We start from the raw sequence: 20,680 nt of genomic DNA, 5'->3' as shown, positions 1-20,680 counted from the left end.
CCCGCTCCCCCGGGTTTTTCCCGGCCGACTATTCACTCAGTACATGTACTCAGTACATAATGATCGCCATGAGCACCCGCCACATCCTGCTGGGGCTGCTCGCCTCGGGGCCGAGCCACGGCTACGACCTGAAGCGACGCCACGACGAGCGTTTCCCGCAGGCGCGCCCCCTGGCCTACGGGCAGGTCTACACGACCCTGCAGCGCCTGGTCCGCGACGGCCTCGCCGAGATCGAGGGCACCGACTCGGACGGCGGCCCGGAGCGGACGACGTACCGCGCCACGGACGAGGGGACGCGCGAGCTGGCCCGGTGGGCCGGCGAGATCGCCCCGCCGGCGCCGTTCGTGACGAACGAGATCTTCGCCAAGGTCGTCGTCTCCATCCTGGCCGGCGGCGACCCGGCCGCCTACCTGCGGGCCCAGCGCGCCGCCCACATGGCGCGGATGCGGGAGCTCACGGCCGTGAAGTCGGCCCGGGGCGCGGACCTGGCGACCGTGCTCTCGGCGGACTACGCCCTCAACCACCTCGACGCCGACCTCCGCTGGATGACCACGACGGCGGCCCGGCTGACCCCCCTGACCGCGGAGGTCGACGCGACATGAGCACACCAAAGGGACCGGACGAGGCGGTGCCGCTGCTGGCGGCCCGCGACCTCGTCAAGGCGTACGGCGGGACCCGGGCCCTGCGCGGCGCCTCGGTCGAACTGCGCGCCGGCGAGATCCTCGCCGTCACCGGCGCCAGCGGCAGCGGGAAGTCGACGCTGCTGCACTGCCTGGCCGGGATCGTCCGCCCGGACTCCGGGTCGGTGACGTACCGCGGGGAGCGGCTGGACCGGCTGCCGGAGAAGCGGCTGAGCGAGCTGCGCCGCACCGACTTCGGCGTGGTGTTCCAGTTCGGGCAGCTGATCCCCGAGCTGACGGCCCTCGACAACGTCGCCCTGCCGCTGATGCTGGCCGGCACCGCCCGGGCCACGGCCCGGGCGCGGGCCGCTGAGTGGCTGGAGCGGTTCGGGGTGCGCGGCCAGGGGGAGCTGCGGCCGGGCGAGATGAGCGGCGGCCAGGCGCAGCGCGCCGCGCTGGCCCGGGCCCTGGTCACCGGCGCCCGGGTGGTCTTCGCCGACGAGCCGACCGGCGCGCTGGACTCCCTGGCGGGCGAGCAGGTGATGGCGGCCCTGGCGCACACGGCCCGCGAGTCGTCCACGGCGGTGCTGCTCGTCACGCACGACGCCCGGGTGGCGGCCTACGCCGACCGCGAGGTGCAGCTGCGGGACGGCTCCGTGACGCCGCTGGAGGTGCCCGCGTGAGACCCGGCACCCCCACGGCCCCGGCGGCACGCCCCGGCGGCGGCCGCGCGAACCCGTGCCCGCCCACCGCCCCGCGCCCCGCCCCGGAGGTCACCGCATGATGTCCGACCTGCGCCTCGCCTGGGCGCTCACCCGCGGTTCCGACCGCCGGGAGTGGTGGCGGATCCTCCTCACGGCGGCCGGCGCGGCGCTCGCCACCGGGTGCGCGCTCGCGGCCGCCGTCCTCGCCTCCCTCCGGGGCGCCTACCGCGTCCCCGTCGGCCACGGCCTGCTGGACCAGCCCGGTACCCGCGCCGGGGTGATCACCGGCCTGCTGCTCCTGCTGGTTCCGGTGCTGGGCTTCCTCGGCCAGTGCGCCCGGATCGGCGCCGTGCACCGCGACCGGCGGCTGGCCGGGCTGCGGCTGGCCGGGGCGACACCCCGGCAGGTGCGGCGGATCGCCGCGCTGGAGACCGGTCTGGCCTGCCTGCTCGGCTCGGCGGTCACGGCCGCCGTCTGCGTGCCGCTCCTGCTGCGCCTGTGGGACCGGCCGGCCGCGTCCGCGTGGGCGGGGATCGCGCTGGTGGCCGTCGGCGTGCCGGTGCTGGGCGCGGCGGCGGGCGCGCTGGCGCTGCGCCGGGTGGCGGCCTCGCCGCTCGGCCGGGTGCGCCGGACGCGTCCGCGCCCGGGACGGGGGCCCGCGCCGGCGTTCCTGGCGGGGGCGCTGCTGGTGGGCGTGGCGGCGCTGCTCGCGGTGGCCGCCACGTCCGCGGGCCCCGCCGGACGGTCCGACGGGAGACCGGCGCTGACGCTGCTGGGGGTGCTCCTCGCGGGCGGCGCGGGCGCGGTCTGGCTCTCCGGGGCCGCGGCGCGGCTCACCGGGCGGCTGCTCGCGGACCGGGCCCGGTCGGCGGCGACGCTGATCGCGGCGGAACGGCTGCGCGACGATCCCTGGGCGGCGGCCCGCACGCACGCGGCGGTGCTGCTGGTGACGCTGGCCGGCACCGCGTTCGTGGGCGTCCGGCACGCGTTCCTGGAGGCGCTGCGCTCGAACCGGCCCCTGGCCGGGGACCCCTCGTACTACACCACCGGTCTCGACCTGACGGCCGCGGCCGTCACGGCCGGCCTGCTGATCGCCCTGTCCGGTCTCGCCGTCGGCGCCGCCGAGTCCCTGGCCGCCCGCCGCCGGGCCCTGGCCGCGCAGGCCGCCGCCGGGGTGCCGCGCGCGGTGCTCGGCCGGGCGCTGCTGCTGGAGACCGCGCTCCCGCTGGCCCCGGCGGTGCTGCTCGCGGGCGTCGCGGGCGCGGCGATCGGCACGGGGTACGCCGTCCTCACCGGCGACGGCGGCCGGCCGGTGCCGTGGACGTCGCTGCTCGTGCCCCTCGCCGTCTACGCCGCCTGCCTGGCGGCGGCGGCCACCGCGCTGCCCCTGCTGCGCCGCTCGCTGCACCCGGCGGAGCTGCGCCACGCATGACCGCCGGCCCCGGGGCACGGGGGTCCCCGGGGCCGGCGGCGGCCGTGCGCGGCAAGACGAGGGCCCGGATCGTCGTCAGGCGGAAACGCCGTCGATCCGGGCCAGGACGTCGTCCGCGCCGTACGGCTGCAAGTACGGCAGCCAGCGCGGGTCCCGGTGGCCGGTCCCGATGATGCGCCAGGCCAGGCCGGTGGGAGGGGCGGGTTTGTGCCGCAGCCGCCAGCCCAGTTCGAACAGGTGACGGTCGGCCTTGACGTGGTTGCAGCGGCGGCAGGAGGCCACCACGTTGTCCCAGACGTGCTTGCCCCCGCGGCTGCGCGGGACGACGTGGTCGACGCTGGTTGCGACGCCACCGCAGTACATGCACCGGCCCCCGTCGCGGGCGAACAGCGCCCGGCGGGTCAGGGGGACGGGTCCCCGATAGGGAACCCGGACGAATCGCTTGAGCCGGACCACGCTGGGTGCGGGGACTGTGACGGTCGCGCTGTGCAGATAGGCGCCGGACTCCTCGAGGCACACGGCCTTGTTTTCCAGGACGAGGACGAGCGCGCGGCGGAGCGGTACGACGCCGAGGGGCTCGTACGACGCGTTGAGGACCAGGACATGCGGCACGGATGCCTCCTTGTACGCCGGCGGCGCGTGGCTCGCGCCGGGACGATGCGTAGTCAGTCTCCCCTCATGCCAGGCGGAAACGCCACCACGTCCGGATAACGGGCCGGGAGTGTTTTCGACCACACCCGATGCATCCCCGGAATCCGGGCGGGTTCATCCCACCAGTTCGTTTCGAGGATGCGCGCGGTCCCTCCTTCGAACTTCGCGCGAATCCACACACACTGCCCCGTTAGTGTGGTGGAGCTGCCCGTCCGGTGACCTTTCCGTGATCTCACCGTGAGCGACCCCCGTGCCGGAGGGCGGCCCGCTGCACCTGGAGGTACCTGCCGTGTCCCTGTCCGCCGTCCTACCGGCCGCCGGAGCCTCGCCGTCGCCGTCCCCCTCGGAGACGGCCCCGGCCGTGCCGACGCTCCAGGACGCCCAGGAGAGCGCGACCAACGCCGCCGGCTGGGTCGAGGAGAACTGGTCCACGTGGCTCGCGATCGGGCTCAGGGTCCTGCTGATCCTGGTGATCGCGACGGTGCTGAGAGTGGCCGTGCGGCGGGCCATCACCAAGCTGATAGACCGTATGAACCGCACCGCGCAGGCGGTCGACGGGACGGCGCTGGGCGGCCTGCTGGTCAACGCCGAGCGCCGCCGCCAGCGCTCGCAGGCCATCGGCTCGGTGCTGCGCTCGGTCGCGTCCTTCCTGATCATGGGGACGGCCGCGCTGATGGTGCTGGCCACGTTCCAGATCAACCTGGCGCCGCTGCTGGCGTCCGCCGGTGTCGCCGGCGTCGCCATCGGTTTCGGCGCCCGCAACCTGGTCACGGACTTCCTCTCCGGCGTCTTCATGATCCTGGAGGACCAGTACGGCGTCGGCGACACCATCGACGCGGGCGTGGCCTCCGGCGAGGTCATCGAGGTCGGCCTGCGCGTGACCAAGCTGCGCGGCGAGAACGGCGAGATCTGGTACGTCCGCAACGGCGAGGTCAAGCGGATCGGCAACCTCTCGCAGGGCTGGTCGACGGCCGGGGTGGACGTGACGGTCCGCGCCGACGAGGACCTCGACAGGGTGCGGGCCACCCTCGACGCGGTCGCCGAGCGGATGAGCAGGCAGGAGCCCTGGAACGAGCTCCTGTGGGGCCCGATCGAGGTGCTGGGCCTGGAGAGCGTCCTCCTGGACTCGATGGTGGTCCGCGTCTCCGCCAAGACCATGCCGGGCAAGTCCCTGCCGGTGGAACGCGAGCTGCGCTGGCGCATCAAGCGCGCCTTCGACGCCGCCGCCATCCCGATCGTGGGCGGCGCCACGGCCGCGGTCCCGGAGGAGCCCCCCGCCGACCCGACGGCGAACACGGCGCCCCCGTCGGCGTACGCCAACGCCTCGTCCCCGCAGGCCCAGGCGGCCACGCCGCTGACGCCGCCGAGCGTGTCGAAGTAGGACCGCGGCCCCGCCCCCGGAGGCGGTCCGGCGGGCGGCCACGGCCCGGCCGCGGACCGTCGCGGGCGTCCGCCCGACGCCCCGCGCGGGCCGCCGCGGGCGCACGCCCCGGCGCCCGCCCGCCCGTTCCCCCCGGCCGCTTCCCGGGAACCGAACCGGTTCCACCGGCGTGTCGATGGGCGGGGGGTGGTGCGAGACGTCGCGGTCCGACCAGGATCCGGCCAAGGCCGGTGCGGATGCCGGTCCCGCCAGCGATACTTGCGGCGACGGACGACCACGGGGGGAGGTCAGCAGTGGCTCGGCAGCCGAGGAGCAACGCGGCACCCCACCCCGGCCCGTCCACGCCGCCGGCCGTGCCGTCCCGGCCCCCCGGCGCCGGGGCGGGCCCCCTCGTTCCCGGCCCGCCCCGCCGCACCGCCTTCGCCGAGGGCGCGGACCGCCTGCGCGCGGCCGCCACCACCGAACCCGGCCGCCTCCGCCTCATCGGCGCCCTCCTCGCCCTCCTCGTCGTCTCGTTCGGCGCCGTCGCCGCCTGGCAGACCACCACCCGCGCCGCCGCGGCCGGCGACGTCCTCGACAGCAGCCAGCCCCTCAGTTCCGACGCGGCCGACATCTACCGCTCGCTCGCCGACGCCAACACCGCCGCCTCCAGCGGCTTCCTCGTCGGCGGTCAGGGGACCAGGGCCTCCGACGACCGGTACGAGGAGGACCTGCGCACGGCCGCCGCCAAACTCGTCAAGGCCGCCGCCGGCTCCGATCCCGGCTCCCCCTCCGCCGAGACGATCACCAGGCTCAACCGCCTGCTGCTGGAGTACAAGGGCCTGGTGGAGCGCGCCCGCACCTACAACCGTCAGGGCTTCCCCGTCGGCGGCGCCTACCTCCGCTACGCCGACGAGACCATGCGCAAGGACATGCTCCCGGCGGCGGAGGACCTCCACCGGAGGGAGAACCAGCGCCTGCGCGCCGACTACGCCGACGCCACCGCCCGCCCGCGGGCCGCCCTCGCCCTCGGCGTCCTCGCCCTCGCGGCCCTGGCCTGGGCCCAGCACCGCACCTACCGGCGCACCAACCGCGTCCTGAACCCCGGCCTGGTCGCGGCGACGGCGGCGACGGCGGCGGCCCTGCTGTGGCTCGCCGCCGGTCACGGCGTCGCCCGCGCCGGCCTCGACGACTCGTACGACCACGCCGTCCGCTCCCTGGACGTCCTGCACGACGCCCGCGTCGCCTCCCTCAGGGCCCGCGGCAACGAGAACCTGACCCTCGTGGCCCGCGGCGCGGAGACGGTGAAGGTGGGCGGCGAGACCGTCGACGCGTACGACCACGAGTTCCGCAAGGACATGGACGCCCTCGGCAGGGGCCTGGCCCGGGCCCGGGAACTGGCCGACGACCAGGCCGGCGAACAGCCGGTCGCACGGGCCCTCGGCGATGTGACGGAGTGGCGGGAACGCCACGCGTCGGCCCGCGCGGAGGACGAGAACGGCAACTACCGGCAGGCCTTGGACAGGGTGATCGGCGCCGAGGGGACCACGGGCGAGTGCTTCGACAGCGTCGACGGCCGTCTCGCCCAGGCCCTGGAACACGAGGAGAACGAGTTCGAGCAGGCGGCCGGCGACGGCCGGGACGCGATGGCGGGGCTGCCGGCCGGCGTCGCCGCCCTCACCGTCCTGGGCGCGGCCGGCGCGGTGCTGGGCATCGGACGCAGGCTGTCGGAGTACCGGTGAGACCGGCGTACCGGAGGCGGGGATGCCGGTGAGAGGGGGCGTGACGATGCGTGCGCGGCGGCTGCGGGCCGGCCTCAGGGGCTGGGGCGGTGTGGGTGCGATGGCGGTCGTCTGCGCCCTGGCGGCGCTCCTCGCGCTGCTGCTGCCGGCGGCCCGCTCGCACCACGACGGCGGCACGGGCGGCCGGGGCGCCGCCCGGGGCGGCCAGGCCCGGGCCGGGGAGGAGTGCGCGGACCCGGAGAAGCAGACCCTGTCCCCGTCCGGCGCGGACGGCCCCACGATCGAGGCGATCAGGAACCGCGAGGGCGGGAAGCGCAAACTGGTCGTCGGCGTCGACCAGAACAGCTACCGCTGGGGCTACCGCGACCCCAACGGCGGCACCAGCGGGAAGCTGGAGGGCTTCGACATCGACCTGGTGCACCGGATCGCCGAGGACATCCTCGGCGACCCGGACGCGGTGCAGTTCAAGGCGATCCCCACCGACCAGCGCATCCCGGCGATCCGGCAGGGCCGGGTCGACATGGTCGTGCGCACGATGACGATCAGCTGCGACCGCCTGCGGGACGTCGCCTTCTCCGCACCGTACTTCCGGACGGGCCAGCAGGTCCTCGCCCCCAAGTCCTCGCCCGTCACGGGCTACGACGACACCCTCGCCGGCAAGAGGGTCTGCACGGCGGAGGGTTCCACGGCGAACGCCGTGCTGACCGCCGCCAGGAAGGCGAACGAGTTGCCCGCCTCCACCGACATCTCCACCACCGTCCCCAACCAGCTCGACTGCCTGGTGCGGCTGCAGCTCGGCCGGGTCGACGCGGTGGTCACCGACGGCGCGCTCGCGGCCAGCCAGGCCGCGCAGGACCCGACGGTCGAACTCAAGGGCGAGCCCTTCACCACCGATTTCTACGGTGTGGCGATGCACAGGGACGCCGACGACCTGGTCCGCCGGGTCAACCGGATCCTGGTGGACTACCACGAGGACACCGCGAACGGCTGGCAGAGGTCGTACGGCAGGTGGCTGTCGGCGACACTGGGCAGGGACCCGGCGGCCTCGAAACCGCCGACACCCCTTTACCTGCGCGAGAACTGACTATCCGTCAAGGACACCGCCGGGAAACACGACCGGGAACCAGCCGGGACCCGGCACCCGGTGGACCAGCCGACAACCCCCCGGAGAAGACCAGCCGACAACCCCGGAGAGGACCAGCCGACAGCCCCCGGAGAAGACCACCGGGCACCCTTTCGGAAGACCGCCGAACCGAATCCGCACCCACCCCCACACGACACAACACGCAGCGAGAGGTGATCGATGGGCGTCACGGGGCCCGCCGGGCCGGTGATGGACCGGGACGAGGTGGACCGTGCGCTGGCGCGGCTCGGCGCGGAGCACGAGGCGATCGAGACCTCGCTCCTCGCGCTGCAGGACCACGCGGGCCGCAGGCTCCTGGAGGGCGCCGAGCTCACGGGCGTCACCGAGGAACGCTGGGCGGCCGCGGAGGCGTCCATCACGCTGCTGTGGACGTACTTCGACGCCTACACGCAGACCCTGCGCACCGCCCGCCGGATCCGCGCCCGCCGCCGCTGGTCCAGCCACGAGGACCTGGTGGAGCTGACGGAGCTGCTGCGCGGCGAGTCCGTCACGGTGGCCGGCTCCGCGCACGCGGGCGCACCCGCCCTGAGCGCCGTCCCGGGCGGACTGAGCGAGCGTTTCTCGCTCACCGCCCTCGTCGACCGGATGAACGAGCTGTACGCGTCGTCGCTCGACGTGGTCGTCGCCGCCGACGCGGTCTGGTCGGCGCTGCCCGCCCGCATCGATCTGCTCGCCGCCGAGCTCCGGCGCACCCGCCGGCTCGCGCACTCCGTCGGCGTGCGCCCCGGCGAGCACCCGGCGGGCGACGACCTGGAGCGGATCACCTGCACGCTGACCCGGCTGCGCGAGCAGGTGGTGTCCGACCCGCTGGCGTTCTGGATCCCGGCCGAGGGCAGCGCGGCCCCGGGCGGCGGCAGGCCGGACACCACGGTGTACGACCGTGAGGCGCGCGCCCTGGAGGACGTGCGCCGGGAGATCGACGCCGTCCTCGCCGTCCGCAAGGACGCCGAGCAGCGGATCGTCCGGCTGCGGGACGTCCTCAACCGCGCGGACCGCACCCTGGCCGAGGCGCGGACCGCGCGCGGCGAGGTGCTGGCGAAGATCGCCGCGACGGAGGTGCCGGTGGTCAGCGGGCCGCCGACCGCGCTGCAGGAGCAGCTGGCGACGGCCGCCGAGTACCGCCGGCAGGCCCAGTGGCACCGCCTGTCGCCGCTCCTGGAGTCCCTGGAGCAGAAGGCGGAGGACGAGCTGATGCGCGCCCGCGAGTCGCTGACCGCGGTCACCGCGCCCCTGGCGATCCGCGCCGAACTGCGCGGCCGGCTCGACGCGTACCGGGCGAAGGTGGCCCGGCACGGTCTGGCGGAGGATCCCGAACTGGTCGAGAGGTACGAGAAGGCGCGGCGGATGCTGTGGAGCGCGCCCTGCGACCTGCGCGTCGCCGAACAGGCCGTGCTGCGCTACCAGCGGGCGGCGGCCGAGCTGCTGGGCCCCGCTCCGGGGGCGCCGGGACCGGGCGGCGGTCCCGGGGACCGCAGGGAGGCCGACGCGTGAGCGACGAGGGGGAGGCGGCCGCATGAGCCAGGCGGAGGGTCCCGCGCGGCACACCTGTCAGCGGCCCGGCTGCGCGGGGACGTACGAGGACGTGGGCGGCGGCGAGCTGTACTGCGACACCTGCGGTCTCGCCCCGGTCGTGTCGGCGCGGGGCCTGGCCGGCTCGGCGCCGACCGGCGTGGCGGGCGGCGGGGGCTCGGCGGGCAGCGGCGGTTCCCGTTCCGGCAGCCGCGGTGCGCGTACGTCGTCGCAGTCGTCGAGGTCGCGGCGTTCGGTGTCGGGACGGCTGTCGCGCTCGCGGTCGGGCCGGTCCGCGGGCCGCTCGGTGTCGGTGCGCAGCTCGGGTTCCGCCACCGGCTCCTCCGGCCGCGGCCGGCTCGGCGCCGGCCTGGTGGAGGTGCCCCCGGTCCCGCGGCCCGACCCGCGCGCGATGGTGCTGCGGGACCCGCGGGTGCCGGAGCGGAAGCGGTTCTGCTCGCGGTCGGACTGCGGGGCGCCGGTGGGCCGGGCCCGCGCGGGCCGCCCGGGCCGCACGGAGGGCTTCTGCACCAAGTGCGGGCACCCGTACTCGTTCGTGCCGAAGCTGAGGGCCGGCGACGTGGTGCACGGCCAGTACGAGGTGGCCGGCTGCCTGGCGCACGGCGGCCTGGGCTGGATCTACCTCGCCGTGGACCGGGCGGTCTCCGACCGCTGGGTGGTGCTCAAGGGCCTGCTGGACACCGGCGACCAGGACGCGATGGCCGCCGCGATCTCCGAGCGGCGCTTCCTCGCGGAGATCGAGCACGCCAACATCGTGCGGATCTACAACTTCGTCGAGCACCTCGACCAGCGCACCGGCTCCCTCGACGGCTACATCGTCATGGAGTACGTCGGCGGCAGGTCGCTGAAGGAGATCGCCGACGCCCGCCGCGCCCCGGACGGCCGGCGGGACCCGCTGCCGGTGGAGCAGGCGTGCGCGTACGGCATCGAGGCGCTGGAGGCGCTCGGTCACCTGCACAGCCGCAACCTGCTGTACTGCGACTTCAAGGTCGACAACGCCATCCAGACCGAGGACCAGCTCAAGCTGATCGACATGGGCGCGGTGCGCCGGATGGACGACGAGGAGTCGGCCGTCTACGGCACGATCGGCTACCAGGCGCCGGAGGTCGCCGGGGCCGGCCCGTCGGTGGCGAGCGACCTGTACACGGTCGGCCGGACGCTCGCGGTGCTGACCTTCGACTTCCAGGGCTACACCAACGTCTACGCCGACTCGCTGCCCGACCCCGACACCATCGAGGTGTTCCGCCGGTACGAGTCGTTCTACCGTCTGCTGGTCCGCGCCACCGATCCGGACCCGGCCCGCCGGTTCGCCTCCGCGCAGGAGATGAGCGAGCAGCTGACGGGCGTGCTGCGCGAGGTGGTGTCGCTCCGGACGGGCCGCGCCCGGCCCGCCCTGTCCACGCTGTTCGGGCCCGAACTGAGGGTGCCGGACACGGAGTTGTTCCCGGAACCGGACGGCGAGGTGTCGCGGCTGGGCGCGCGGACGGCGCCGCCGGGGCGGTGGCGCCGCAGGGCCGCCGTCGCCCCGCCGCCCCCCGCCGCGTCCCCGGCGCTCCCCGCGGGCGCCGGACGGCCGCACGCGCCCGCCGGCCCGCCGGGCCTGGTCCGGCCCGTCCCCGCCCCCGCGGCCGCGCTCGCCCTGCCCGTCCCGCACGTCGACCCGGCCGACCCGCACGCCGGTTTCCTCGCGGGCCTGCTGACGTCCGCGCCGGGGGAGCTGCTCGGGGCGCTGGCCGCCGTGCCGGCGCCGTCGACCGAGACCCGGCTGCGGCAGATCCGGGCCCTGCTGGAGAGCGGCGACCCGCCCGCCGCGCTGCGGGTCCTGGAGACGGTGGAGGCGCGGCAGCCCGACGACTGGCGGGTCGTGTGGTACCGGGGCGTGGCCGCGCTGGTCACCGGCGACCACGAGGGCGCGGCGCTCGCCTTCGACGCGGTCTACGACGCCTTCCCCGGCGAGATCGCCCCCAAGCTGGCGCTCGGGCTGTGCGCGGAGGTGCTGGGGCAGCTCGACAACGCCGCCGAGTACTACCGGCTGGTGTGGTCGACCGACCCGAGCCAGGTGAGCGCCGCGTTCGGGCTGGCCCGTGTCCGGCTGGCGACCGGGGACCGGCACGGTGCGGTGCGCACGCTGGAGTCGGTTCCGGAGTCGTCCGTCCACTGCACGGCCGCGCGGGTGGCGGCCGTGCGGGCCCGGCTGAGACAGCGCGCGGCCGCCGCGGCCGATCCCCTGTTCCTGGACGACCTGACCGCCGCCGCCCGGCAGGTCGAGGCGCTGGAGGCGTACGGTCTCGATCCGGCGCGCCGCGAGCAGTTGTCCGCCGAAGTCCTCGGCTGCGCCCTGGACTGGGTACTCTCCGGGGGCCGGGGTTCTGTCCCCTACGCCTCCGGGGGACGGACTCTGCTCGGCAGCGGACTGGACGAACGGGACCTGCGGTTCGGCCTGGAGCGTTCGTACCGCACGCTGGCCCGGCTGGCGCGGGGCGGCGAGGAGAGGATCGATCTGGTGGAACGTGCCAACCGTTACCGCCCTCGGACGTGGGTGTGATTGATGTCGCAGATGTCCCGGTTGTCCGCCTGCCCGAGCTGCGAGGAACCCCTCGAGTCGGGTGACCGTTTCTGCGGGGCGTGCGGATACGACCTGTCCGCCGTGCCCGCCCGGCCGGAGGACTGCCCGACGATCGCCCCGAACGGCTCGGTGCCCGCGCCGGCGGCGGGGCGTCCCGCCCCCGCGGCGCCGCCCGCCGGCGCGGGCGGCCTCCCTCTGCCGCCGCAGCCACCGTCGCCGCCGCCCCTGCCGCCGCAGCCGCCTCAGGCCCCGGCCCCGGAAGGCCCCGCGGCCCCCGAGGCCGCCGCCTCCGGTGTCCGCTTCGACCGTCCCGCGGAGCCCGACGAGTACCTCCTGCAGGCACCCGACCCGCGCGTGGCCGCCGACCTGGCGGCACCGGCCGCGGGCGCCCGGGTGTGCGTGGCCTGCCGCGCGGGCCGGGTCGACGGCGACGGCTACTGCGAGCACTGCGGGCACGCCCAGCCCCGCGAACGCGACCACCTGGAACAGGAGTCCGGCCCGGTCGCCGCGGTCAGCGACCGGGGTCTGCGCCACCACCGCAACGAGGACGCCTTCGCCGTCGGCCACACGGTCCTGCCCGACGGCTCCCCCGCGGCCGTGGCGGTCGTCTGCGACGGCGTGTCCTCCGCGACCCGCCCGGACGACGCCTCGCTCGCGGCGTCGAGGGCGGCGAGCGCGACGCTGCTCGCCGCTCTCCCGCGGGGCGTCCACCCGCAGCAGGCCATGCACGACGCGATCGTCGCCGCCGCGCGGGCCGTCGACGCGCTGGCGGACGAGCCCGCCACGGCCCGCGAGCACGCCCCGCACCAGAACGCCCCGGCCTGCACGCTGGTCGGCGCGGTGGTGACCAGCGGCCTGCTGGTCGTCGGCTGGGTCGGCGACAGCCGCGTCTACTGGATCCCGGTGGACCGGAGCGCGCCCCCGGCCCGGCTCACCGAGGACGACTCGTGGGCGGCGCAGATGGTCGCCGCGGGCCTGATGAGCGAGGCCGAGGCGTACGCCGACGAACGCGCCCACGCGATCACCGGCTGGCTCGGCGCGGACGCCTACGAACTGGAGCCGCACACCGCCTCCTTCGAGCCGGACCGGCCGGGTGTGGTGGTGGTGTGCACGGACGGCCTGTGGAACTACGCCGAGACGGCCGAGGAGATGGCCGGGGTCGTGCCCCTCGACGCCGCGGTGCGCCCGCTGCACAGCGCCCGGGTCCTGGTCGGCCACGCCCTGGACGGCGGGGGCCACGACAACGTAACAGTGGCCGTCCTGCCGTTCCCCGCCCCGCCGCAGGGGGCAGGATCGGCCTGAGGCCGCGTGCGGGGAGGCCTCGACGGACCGCAGGGGGCGGTCCGCAGGGGGGCCGTCCCGGCACCGGGCGGTCCGCGCCGTCGTCTCCTCACCTCGTGAGGACGCCAAGGGGGATCGATCGGGCATGGCCAATTTCTCGAAGCCGAACGTGCCGCAGTTCTCGGTGGACGTGTACCAGAACGAGTACCTGCCGGAGGGCGGCCGCGAGGTCGACGCCATCGTCACCGTGACCGCGACCGGGGGCGGCACGATCGGGGGCGCGGTCGCGGCGCCCCACCCGTACGCGCCGGGCCGGGGCCCGTCCGCCGCCGTGGCGGTCATGGTGGACTGCTCGGGGTCGATGGACCACCCGCCGGCCAAGATGCGCAACGCCCGCGACGCGACGGCCGCCGCGATCGACACCCTGCGCGACGGCGTGCACTTCGCGGTGATCGGCGGGACGCACGTGGCCCAGGAGGTCTACCCGGGCGGCGGCCGCCTCGCGGTCGCCGACGCCACCACCCGCGACCAGGCCAAGCGGGCCCTGCGCAGGCTCGGCGCGGGCGGCGGCACGGCCATCGGCACCTGGCTGAGGCTCGCCGACCGCCTGCTGTCCTCCGCGGACGTCGCCATCCGGCACGGCATCCTGCTCACCGACGGCCGCAACGAGCACGAGTCGCCCGGGGACCTGAAGGCCGCCCTCGACGCCTGCGCCGGGCGCTTCACCTGCGACGCCCGCGGCGTGGGCACCGACTGGGAAGTGAAAGAAGTCACAGGGATCGCCTCCGCCCTGCTCGGCACCGCCGACATCGTCGCCGACCCGGCCGGCCTCGCCGCGGACTTCACGCGGATGATGGAGACGGCGATGGGCAAGGAGGTAGCGGACGTCGCCCTGCGCCTGTGGACCCCCGTCGGCGCCACGGTGAAGTTCGTCAAGCAGGTCGCGCCCACCGTCGAGGACCTGACCGGCCGCCGCGCCGAGGCGGGCCCGCGCGTCGGCGACTACCCCACCGGTTCCTGGGGCGACGAGTCCCGTGACTACCACGTCCGCGTGGAGGTGCCGCCCGCGGACATCGGCCGGGAGATGCTGGCCGCCCGGGTCTCCCTGGTGATCCCGCAGCCCGGGGACGCCGCCCGCCCGGGCCCGGCCGAAAGCAGGGCGGGCAGCGCGCAGGACCTCGGCGCCCAGGGCCTGGTACGGGCCGTGTGGACCGACGACACGGCCGCCTCCACCTCGATCGACCCCCAGGTCGCCCACTACACCGGGCAGGCCGAACTGGCCCAGGCCATCCGGCAAGGACTCGATCTTCGCAAAGCGGGCGACATCGATGGAGCAACGGCCGAACTGGGCCGGGCCGTTCAGCTCGCCGGCGCCTCCGGAAACGCGGATACTGCGAAACTGCTTGCGAAGGTGGTGGACGTGGTCGACGCCGCGACAGGTACTGTGCGACTGAAGGCGAAGGTCGAGGAGGCCGACGAGATGACGCTGGAGACCCGGTCGACGAAGACCGTTCGTGTAAAGAAGTGACCTGAGCACGACCCGCACGACCCACCGCACAACACTCTGACGAACAGCGAGCCTGACCCCTTGGGGTTGGAGAAATCCGGCCGGACCGGCCGGAAAAGGAAAGGGGGAAGCGCCGACATGCCGACCTGCCCGAACGGACACCAGTCGGGTTCCGACGACTGGTGCGAGGTCTGCGGTCACCGCATGGCCGGTGCCGTGCCGCCGCCCCCGCCCCCGCCGCCCCCCGTCGGCGGATACGGCTTCCCGCCGCCCGGCGGCTCCGGCGGTCCCGGCGGCTCCGGCGGTCCCGGCGGTCCCGGCGGGCGCCCGCATCCGTCCGCCGCTCCGGAGCCGGAGCTGTGTCCGCAGTGCCGCACGCCGCGCGAGGGCGGCGCGCCGTTCTGCGAGGAGTGCCGGTGGAACTTCCTGACCAACACGGCGACCTCGTACACCCCGGCCGCCCCGCGCCCGCCCGCGCCCGGTCCGGGCGCCCGCTTCCCGCAGCCGCCCGGACCGTCGTACGGCGGTGACGCGTACGAGTACCAGAGCTCGCGCCCGTCGCAGGTGAACCGGCCCGCCGAACCGATTCCGCCGAACCCGTCCTTCGGCGGCGGACCGTCCGGCCCGCCGAGCCCGCCCGGCTTCGGCGCCGCCCCCTCGCGGCCGGTTCCGCCGCCGCCCGGCCCCACCCCGCCCGGTCCCGGCGCGCCGGGGGGCGCCCCGCAGGCGTTCCGGCAGTCCGGCCCGCCGGCTCCGCCCGCGTTCCCGCAGGAGACGAACCGGCCGCAGCCGGGCGGCCCGTCCTTCGGCGGCGACGACGACTGGGTGATCTCCCCGCCGTCGGCGGGCCCCGGCGGCCCCGGCGGCCGGCCGGAGGGCTACGGTCCTCCGCAGTCCGGCGGAACCCAGGCCCCGCCTCCGCCTCCGCCCGCCCCCGGCTTCCCGCAGTCGCCGCAGCAGCCCCAGCAGCCCCAGACGCCGCAGCGGCCCGCGACCTGGACGGCGACCATCGGCCCGGACCGCGAGTACTTCATGGCGATGATGCAGCGCTCCGGCCCGGAGGCCGCGGGCCTGAACCTGCCCGCGTACTCACCGGAGCAGCAGCGCACCCTCACGGGCAACCAGGTCACGATCGGGCGCCGCCGGCACTCCACCGGCGACACCCCCGACATCGACCTGTCGGTGCCGCCGGAGGACCCGGGCGTCTCGCACCAGCACGCGGTGCTGGTCCAGCAGCCGGACGGCGGCTGGGCGATCGTCGACCAGAACTCGACGAACGGCACCACGGTCAACGGCTCGGAGGAGCCGATCCAGCCGTTCGTGCCGGTGCCGCTGCAGGACGGGGACCGGGTGCACGTCGGCGCCTGGACCACGATCACGATCCGCCGGGGCTGAGGCCGGAGCGGGATCAGGACGGCAGGGGCCAGGCGTACGGCCCCTCCGGATCGTCCAGCCACGCCCACTCGCGCCCGTCGCTGACGGTGATGCCGTACCGCTCGCGTCCGGGCATGCCCTCGCGCTCCCACAGCGCGTACGCCTCCTCGGGGTCGAGGCGGCCGCGGGTCAGGGCCAGCAGGAACCGGAACAGCTCGTGCTGCCTGGCCCGCTGCGGCACCCCGCCCAGCGGCACCGGCCCGGCCGCGGGACCGCCCTGGCCGCGCAGCGGCACGAAGTAGGCGGGCGTGTCCAGGAACCGCCCCTCGGCGTGCCCGGCGTCGCGCACCTCCAGGACGACCAGGCCGGTGGCGAGCGGGGTGAGGATCCGGCCGCCGGGGCGGGTCTGGGCGAGCCAGGCGGGCGGGATCGAGGGCAGGGCGCAGGTCGCGATGATCCGGTCGAAGGGGGCGCGTTGCGGCACGCCGCGCGCCCCGTCCCCGGTGACGACGACCGGGTGGTACCCGGCGGCGGCCAGGTGCCGGCGGGCCGACTCGGTGATCTCCGGATCCAGGTCGATGGTGGTGACCAGGTCGTCGTCGCCGAGCCGGTGGGCGAGCAGGGCCGCGTTGTAGCCGCTGCCGGCGCCGATCTCCAGGACCCGGTCGCCGTCCTCGACCCCCAGCTCGGCCAGCATCGTCGCCATCAGCGAGGGCTGACTGGAGGAGGAGACCAGCTCGCCGTCGCGCAGCCGGGTGGCCAGCGGGGCGTCGGCGTAGGCGCCGCGCAGCCAGCGCTCGCGGGCCACCGGGTCGGGGTGCTCGCCCCAGCGGCGTTCGTAGCCGCCGAGGACGCCGACGTAGTAGTACGGCACGAAGAGGTGGCGCGGGACCGCCGCGAAGGACTCCCGCCACACCGGGTCGGCCGCCCAGGCCCCGCTCAGCTCGATCTCCCGCACCAGCGCGGCACGCGCCGCCGCGGCCGCCTCGTCGAGACCGCCGCCGTCGCCTTCGTCACCTTTGCCGTCCTTGTACAGGAAGCGCCCGCCCATGGGTCCAGGGTGCTGCGGCCGGGGCCGCGAGGCGAGTACCCCGGCCCGCGGGAGCCGGGTCGTACGTCCCGAGTCCTCCGTCCCCCGGTCTGAGACCATGGAGGGCGTACTGCGTTTCCCGGGGACCATCCCCGGGCCCCCGGCCGAACAGCCTCGGGGCGGACCGGCATGAGATTGGTGAGGCAGACCCACGTGACGGAGATTCGGCGCGGCACGCTTCAGGAGCAGTCCTTCTACGAGCAGGTCGGCGGGGAGGAGACCTTCCGCCGGCTCGTGCACCGCTTCTACCAGGGCGTCGCCGAGGACCCGCTCCTGCGGCCCATGTACCCGGAGGAGGACCTGGGACCGGCGGAGGAGCGGCTGACGCTGTTCCTGATCCAGTACTGGGGCGGCCCGACCACGTACAGCGCCAACCGCGGCCACCCCCGGCTGCGCATGCGCCACGCCCCGTTCCAGGTCGACCGGGCGGCGCACGACGCCTGGCTGAAGCACATGCGGGTCGCCGTCGACGAGCTCGGCCTGTCCGAGGAGCACGAGCGGACCCTGTGGAACTACCTGACGTACGCGGCGGCCTCGATGGTGAACACCCCGGGCTGACGGCCCGTTCGGACCCCCTCGGCATCGGTCCGCCGCCGGCGGCGTCGCCCGCGCTCGCCCCGCCGTACCGGACCGCGCGGGCCGTCCCCGGCACCCGCCGGGCGCACCCGGCCCCCGGGCACGCGCGCCCACTGGCGCCGGAACCGGAACGGGCCCCTCACCGGGCGGCCGGACGGCAGCCGGAACGACGGGGGAAGGAACCCGGCCGACGGGGCGCGGACGACAGGGGAGAAACCGGCCGACGAGGTGAGAACGACAGGCGGAGGAGCCGGCCGACGCGGCGCGGACGACAGGCGGAGGAGCCGGCCGACGGGGCCGGGCGGAGCCGGGCGGGGCTCAGCGCACGCTGAGCCCCAGCGCTCCGACGCCGCCCTGCCGGACCGCCACCGACCCGTACGGCGTGCGCAGCCGCAGCCACGCCCCCGAGGAGAACAGCCCGATCTCCCGCTCACCGGGCCGCAGGAACCCCAGCGACTGCGCCGCGTGCACGGCCCGCACCGGAAGCCGGGCTTCCCCGACCGTCCGGGACCAGATCTCCCGGCCGATCCGGTCCAGCTCGGCCCGCGTACGCCCCTCGGGCGGCAGTTCCTGCGTCCGGGACCGGAACTCGCCGACCGCGGCGGCGACGAGCGCCCGCAGCGCGTCCGGCGCCGGCAGCCCCGGCTCGGCCCGCCAGCCGCCCCGCGGCGGCAGCAGGCCCGCCCACGGCGGGCCGGTCACCGAGGCCGGCACGGCCGCGGTGACCGCCGCCTCGTCCACCGTCTCCAGCAGTTCCCCGGCGGACACGGTCACGTCCAGCGTGACGTCGAGCCCGTTCTCGTACGGCTTCGCCAGCCGTACCGCGCGGATCGCCAGCACCTCGAAGGACGGCGGCCGCCCGAAGACGGCGAGCGCCGTGCCGGCCGCCTGCAGGCGCACCGCGGCCGAACGGTCGTAGTGGAGCAGCCGGGAGAGGAAGGCCGCGAGATCCGCCGCCTCCCCCTCGTCGGCGAGGTGGAGCACCGTCATGCGGCGACGGCCCCCTGCTCCGAGGCGTCGTCCATGTACTCCTTGAGGAACGCGCGTTCCTCGTCGGTGATCCGGCGCGGCCGCTGCTGCTCGAAGTCGAACGGCACGATGACGGTCTTCGCGCGGACGTAGATCCGGTCGTCGTCCTTCACCTCGTAGGCGAGGGTGAAGGACGCCGCCCGGATCTCCGTGACCCACAGTTCGATGTCCACGGGCGCGTGCCGGTGGACCAGCTGCCGCTTGTAGTCGATCTCGTGGCGCGCCACCACGGACCCCTGCTGGAAGTCCTTGTCCGGGCGGAACAGGAAGTCGATACGGGCCTCCTCCAGGTAGCGGAGGAACACCACGTTGTTGACGTGGCCGTACGCGTCCATGTCCGCCCAGCGCAGCGGGCAGCGGTAGAGGTGCCGCAAGATCAGCCCCGGGTCAGCTTCTTGTAGGTGGCGCGGTGCGGACGCGCCGCGTCCGGGCCGAGCCGCTCGATCTTGTTCTTCTCGTACGACTCGAAGTTGCCCTCGAACCAGAACCACTTGGAGTCGCCCTCGTAGGCGAGGATGTGCGTGGCGACGCGGTCCAGGAACCACCGGTCGTGGGAGACGACCACGGCGCAGCCGGGGAACTCCAGCAGCGCGTTCTCCAGGCTGGAGAGGGTCTCGACGTCGAGGTCGTTGGTCGGCTCGTCGAGCAGCAGCAGGTTGCCGCCCTGCTTCAGGGTCAGCGCCAGGTTCAGCCGGTTGCGCTCACCGCCGGAGAGCACGCCCGCCGGCTTCTGCTGGTCCGGACCCTTGAACCCGAAGGCCGACACGTACGCCCGGGACGGCATCTCGACCTGGCCGACGTTGATGTAGTCGAGCCCGTCGGAGACGACCTCCCACAGCGTCTTCTTCGGGTCGATGTTCTCGCGGCTCTGGTCGACGTAGGAGATCTTGACCGTGTCGCCGACCTTGATGGTGCCGGAGTCCGGGGTCTCCAGGCCCTGGATCATCTTGAACAGCGTGGTCTTGCCCGCGCCGTTCGGACCGATGACGCCGACGATGCCGTTGCGCGGCAGCGTGAACGACAGATCGTCGATCAGCACCTTCTCGCCGAAGGCCTTGTGGAGGTTCTCCACCTCGACGACCACGTTGCCCAGCCGCGGCCCCGGCGGGATCTGGATCTCCTCGAAGTCCAGCTTCCGCATCTTGTCGGCCTCGGCGGCCATCTCCTCGTAGCGGGCCAGACGCGCCTTGGACTTGGCCTGCCGCCCCTTGGCGTTGGACCGCACCCACTCCAGCTCTTCCTTGAGCCGCTTCTGCCGCTTGGCGTCCTTCTGGCCCTCGACCTTCAGACGGGCGGCCTTGGTCTCCAGGTACTTGGAGTAGTTGCCCTCGTAGCCGTGCAGCCGGCCGCGGTCGACCTCGCAGATCCAGCCGGCGACGTTGTCGAGGAAGTACCGGTCGTGGGTGACGGCCACGACGGTGCCGGGGTACTTGGCCAGGTGCTGCTCCAGCCAGTTCACCGACTCGGCGTCGAGGTGGTTGGTGGGCTCGTCGAGCAGCAGCAGGTCGGGCTGCTCCAGGAGCAGCTTGCACAGCGCGACGCGGCGGCGCTCACCACCGGAGAGGTTGGTGACGGGCCAGTCGCCGGGCGGGCAGCCGAGGGCGTCCATGGCCTGCTCCAGCTGGGCGTCGAGGTCCCAGGCCTCGGCGTGGTCCAGCTCCTCCTGGAGCTTGCCCATCTCCTCCAGCAGGGCGTCCGAGTAGTCGGTCGCCATCAGCTCGGCGATCTCGTTGAACCGGTCGAGCTTGCCCTTGATCTCGGCGACACCCTCCTGCACGTTCTCCAGGACGGTCTTCTCCTCGTTCAGCGGCGGCTCCTGCAGCAGGATGCCGACGCTGTAGCCGGGGGACAGGAAGGCGTCGCCGTTGGACGGCTGCTCCAGCCCGGCCATGATCTTGAGGACGGTGGACTTACCGGCACCGTTCGGACCGACGACGCCGATCTTGGCACCCGGCAGGAAGTTCAGGGTGACGTCGTCGAGAATCACCTTGTCGCCGTGCGCCTTGCGCGCCTTGCGCATGGTGTAAATGAACTCAGCCAAGAGAAACCGTCCGGCAGCTTGAAATCTGGCAGT

Annotated in this window: 18 protein-coding genes; 12 read left to right on the top strand and 6 right to left on the bottom strand. The window is 74.9% G+C overall.

All coding sequences use genetic code 11. The annotated features are described in order from the left end of the window. The first annotated feature begins 68 nt into the window (after nt 1–68). The 3 genes from ABD363_RS01385 to ABD363_RS01375 all read left to right on the top strand — a co-directional run bounded on the left by ABD363_RS01385 (nt 69) and on the right by ABD363_RS01375 (nt 2,756). The gene (locus ABD363_RS01385) at nt 69–602 is read left to right on the top strand and encodes a PadR family transcriptional regulator (protein WP_344599459.1); all 534 of its coding nucleotides are present in this window, start codon (nt 69–71) and stop codon (nt 600–602) included. Continuing rightward, on the top strand, nt 599–1,303 hold the full coding sequence (locus ABD363_RS01380; protein WP_344599458.1) for an ABC transporter ATP-binding protein: 705 nt from the start codon (nt 599–601) through the stop codon (nt 1,301–1,303). The genes ABD363_RS01385 and ABD363_RS01380 overlap by 4 nt, the downstream gene beginning before the upstream one ends. A gap of 97 nt (nt 1,304–1,400) precedes the next feature. Further along, entirely contained in the window at nt 1,401–2,756 is a 1,356-nt protein-coding gene (locus ABD363_RS01375; RefSeq protein ID WP_344599457.1) for an ABC transporter permease, read from the top strand. A gap of 75 nt (nt 2,757–2,831) precedes the next feature. Here the strand turns inward: ABD363_RS01375 and ABD363_RS01370 are convergent, their stop codons facing one another. Then, nucleotides 2,832–3,368, bottom strand: a complete 537-nt coding sequence (locus ABD363_RS01370; RefSeq protein WP_344599456.1) for an HNH endonuclease — start codon at nt 3,366–3,368, stop codon at nt 2,832–2,834. A 328-nt stretch (nt 3,369–3,696) separates the two neighbouring features. On the opposite strand from ABD363_RS01370, the gene ABD363_RS01365 reads away from it, so the two are divergent. The 4 genes from ABD363_RS01365 to ABD363_RS01350 all read left to right on the top strand — a co-directional run bounded on the left by ABD363_RS01365 (nt 3,697) and on the right by ABD363_RS01350 (nt 9,144). Continuing rightward, nucleotides 3,697–4,788 carry a mechanosensitive ion channel family protein gene (locus ABD363_RS01365; protein ID WP_344599455.1) on the top strand — a complete coding sequence of 364 codons (1,092 nt, stop codon included), beginning with the start codon at nt 3,697–3,699 and terminating at the stop codon, nt 4,786–4,788. Nucleotides 4,789–5,024: 236 nt separating this feature from the next. Next, nucleotides 5,025–6,509 carry a hypothetical protein gene (locus tag ABD363_RS01360; RefSeq protein WP_425577921.1) on the top strand — a complete coding sequence of 495 codons (1,485 nt, stop codon included), beginning with the start codon at nt 5,025–5,027 and terminating at the stop codon, nt 6,507–6,509. A 46-nt stretch (nt 6,510–6,555) separates the two neighbouring features. Further along, the gene (locus tag ABD363_RS01355; RefSeq protein WP_344599482.1) at nt 6,556–7,593 is read left to right on the top strand and encodes a glutamate ABC transporter substrate-binding protein; all 1,038 of its coding nucleotides are present in this window, start codon (nt 6,556–6,558) and stop codon (nt 7,591–7,593) included. 219 nt (nt 7,594–7,812) lie between these two features. Then, nucleotides 7,813–9,144 carry a hypothetical protein gene (locus ABD363_RS01350; protein ID WP_344599453.1) on the top strand — a complete coding sequence of 444 codons (1,332 nt, stop codon included), beginning with the start codon at nt 7,813–7,815 and terminating at the stop codon, nt 9,142–9,144. A gap of 57 nt (nt 9,145–9,201) precedes the next feature. Here ABD363_RS01350 and ABD363_RS32520 read toward each other — a convergent pair whose 3' ends face one another. Beyond that, entirely contained in the window at nt 9,202–9,498 is a 297-nt protein-coding gene (locus ABD363_RS32520) for a hypothetical protein (protein WP_425577920.1), read from the bottom strand. Between ABD363_RS32520 and ABD363_RS01345 the strand changes: the two genes are divergently transcribed. The 4 genes from ABD363_RS01345 (at nt 9,476) to ABD363_RS01330 (ending at nt 15,932) form a co-directional block, all read left to right on the top strand. Continuing rightward, entirely contained in the window at nt 9,476–11,728 is a 2,253-nt protein-coding gene (locus ABD363_RS01345; RefSeq protein WP_425577919.1) for a serine/threonine-protein kinase, read from the top strand. The two genes, ABD363_RS32520 and ABD363_RS01345, sit on opposite strands and share 23 nt — an antisense overlap. 3 nt (nt 11,729–11,731) lie before the next feature. Beyond that, nucleotides 11,732–13,051, top strand: coding sequence for a PP2C family protein-serine/threonine phosphatase (locus ABD363_RS01340; protein WP_344599451.1), 1,320 nt, complete (start codon nt 11,732–11,734; stop codon nt 13,049–13,051). A 124-nt stretch (nt 13,052–13,175) separates the two neighbouring features. Then, nucleotides 13,176–14,558, top strand: a complete 1,383-nt coding sequence (locus tag ABD363_RS01335; protein WP_344599450.1) for a vWA domain-containing protein — start codon at nt 13,176–13,178, stop codon at nt 14,556–14,558. Between the two features lie 117 nt (nt 14,559–14,675). Further along, nucleotides 14,676–15,932: an FHA domain-containing protein gene (locus ABD363_RS01330; protein WP_344599449.1), complete on the top strand. Its 1,257-nt coding sequence runs from the start codon at nt 14,676–14,678 to the stop codon at nt 15,930–15,932. Between the two features lie 13 nt (nt 15,933–15,945). Here ABD363_RS01330 and ABD363_RS01325 read toward each other — a convergent pair whose 3' ends face one another. Further along, nucleotides 15,946–16,962: a methyltransferase domain-containing protein gene (locus ABD363_RS01325; RefSeq protein WP_344599448.1), complete on the bottom strand. Its 1,017-nt coding sequence runs from the start codon at nt 16,960–16,962 to the stop codon at nt 15,946–15,948. 192 nt (nt 16,963–17,154) lie between these two features. Between ABD363_RS01325 and ABD363_RS01320 the strand changes: the two genes are divergently transcribed. After that, entirely contained in the window at nt 17,155–17,559 is a 405-nt protein-coding gene (locus ABD363_RS01320) for a globin (protein ID WP_344599447.1), read from the top strand. Nucleotides 17,560–17,895: 336 nt separating this feature from the next. Here the strand turns inward: ABD363_RS01320 and ABD363_RS01315 are convergent, their stop codons facing one another. From ABD363_RS01315 to ettA, 3 genes are read right to left on the bottom strand one after another with little or no spacing between them, the layout of a single operon-like run. Next, complete coding sequence (locus ABD363_RS01315; RefSeq protein ID WP_344599446.1) at nt 17,896–18,567, bottom strand: DUF8185 domain-containing protein; 672 nt, start codon at nt 18,565–18,567, stop codon at nt 17,896–17,898. After that, nucleotides 18,564–18,980 (bottom strand): acyl-CoA thioesterase, encoded by a 417-nt coding sequence (locus tag ABD363_RS01310; RefSeq protein WP_344599445.1) that lies wholly within the window; start codon nt 18,978–18,980, stop codon nt 18,564–18,566. The genes ABD363_RS01315 and ABD363_RS01310 overlap by 4 nt, the downstream gene beginning before the upstream one ends. A 2-nt stretch (nt 18,981–18,982) precedes the next feature. After that, the gene (gene ettA, locus ABD363_RS01305; protein WP_344599444.1) at nt 18,983–20,647 is read right to left on the bottom strand and encodes an energy-dependent translational throttle protein EttA; all 1,665 of its coding nucleotides are present in this window, start codon (nt 20,645–20,647) and stop codon (nt 18,983–18,985) included. Between the last annotated feature and the right edge of the window lie 33 nt (nt 20,648–20,680).

This window comes from Streptomyces glaucus (assembly GCF_039533365.1).
Lineage (GTDB): Bacteria > Actinomycetota > Actinomycetes > Streptomycetales > Streptomycetaceae > Streptomyces > Streptomyces glaucus.
The sequence above is the reverse complement of the archived record's forward strand: the minus strand, read 5'-3'. Positions and strand labels throughout refer to the sequence as shown.

What these genes read in the sequence shown, in the direction of transcription:
- ABD363_RS01330 (WP_344599449.1), top strand. Translation starts at nt 14,676, where the DNA reads ATGCCGACCTGCCCGAACGGACACCAGTCGGGTTCCGACGACTGGTGC.
- ABD363_RS01350 (WP_344599453.1), top strand. Translation starts at nt 7,813, where the DNA reads ATGGGCGTCACGGGGCCCGCCGGGCCGGTGATGGACCGGGACGAGGTG.
- ABD363_RS01385 (WP_344599459.1), top strand. Translation starts at nt 69, where the DNA reads ATGAGCACCCGCCACATCCTGCTGGGGCTGCTCGCCTCGGGGCCGAGC.
- ABD363_RS01360 (WP_425577921.1), top strand. Translation starts at nt 5,025, where the DNA reads ATGCCGGTCCCGCCAGCGATACTTGCGGCGACGGACGACCACGGGGGG.
- ABD363_RS01315 (WP_344599446.1), bottom strand. Translation starts at nt 18,567, where the DNA reads ATGACGGTGCTCCACCTCGCCGACGAGGGGGAGGCGGCGGATCTCGCG.
- ABD363_RS01380 (WP_344599458.1), top strand. Translation starts at nt 599, where the DNA reads ATGAGCACACCAAAGGGACCGGACGAGGCGGTGCCGCTGCTGGCGGCC.
- ABD363_RS01325 (WP_344599448.1), bottom strand. Translation starts at nt 16,962, where the DNA reads ATGGGCGGGCGCTTCCTGTACAAGGACGGCAAAGGTGACGAAGGCGAC.
- ABD363_RS01375 (WP_344599457.1), top strand. Translation starts at nt 1,401, where the DNA reads ATGATGTCCGACCTGCGCCTCGCCTGGGCGCTCACCCGCGGTTCCGAC.
- ABD363_RS01335 (WP_344599450.1), top strand. Translation starts at nt 13,176, where the DNA reads ATGGCCAATTTCTCGAAGCCGAACGTGCCGCAGTTCTCGGTGGACGTG.
- ABD363_RS01340 (WP_344599451.1), top strand. Translation starts at nt 11,732, where the DNA reads ATGTCGCAGATGTCCCGGTTGTCCGCCTGCCCGAGCTGCGAGGAACCC.
- ABD363_RS01355 (WP_344599482.1), top strand. Translation starts at nt 6,556, where the DNA reads ATGCGTGCGCGGCGGCTGCGGGCCGGCCTCAGGGGCTGGGGCGGTGTG.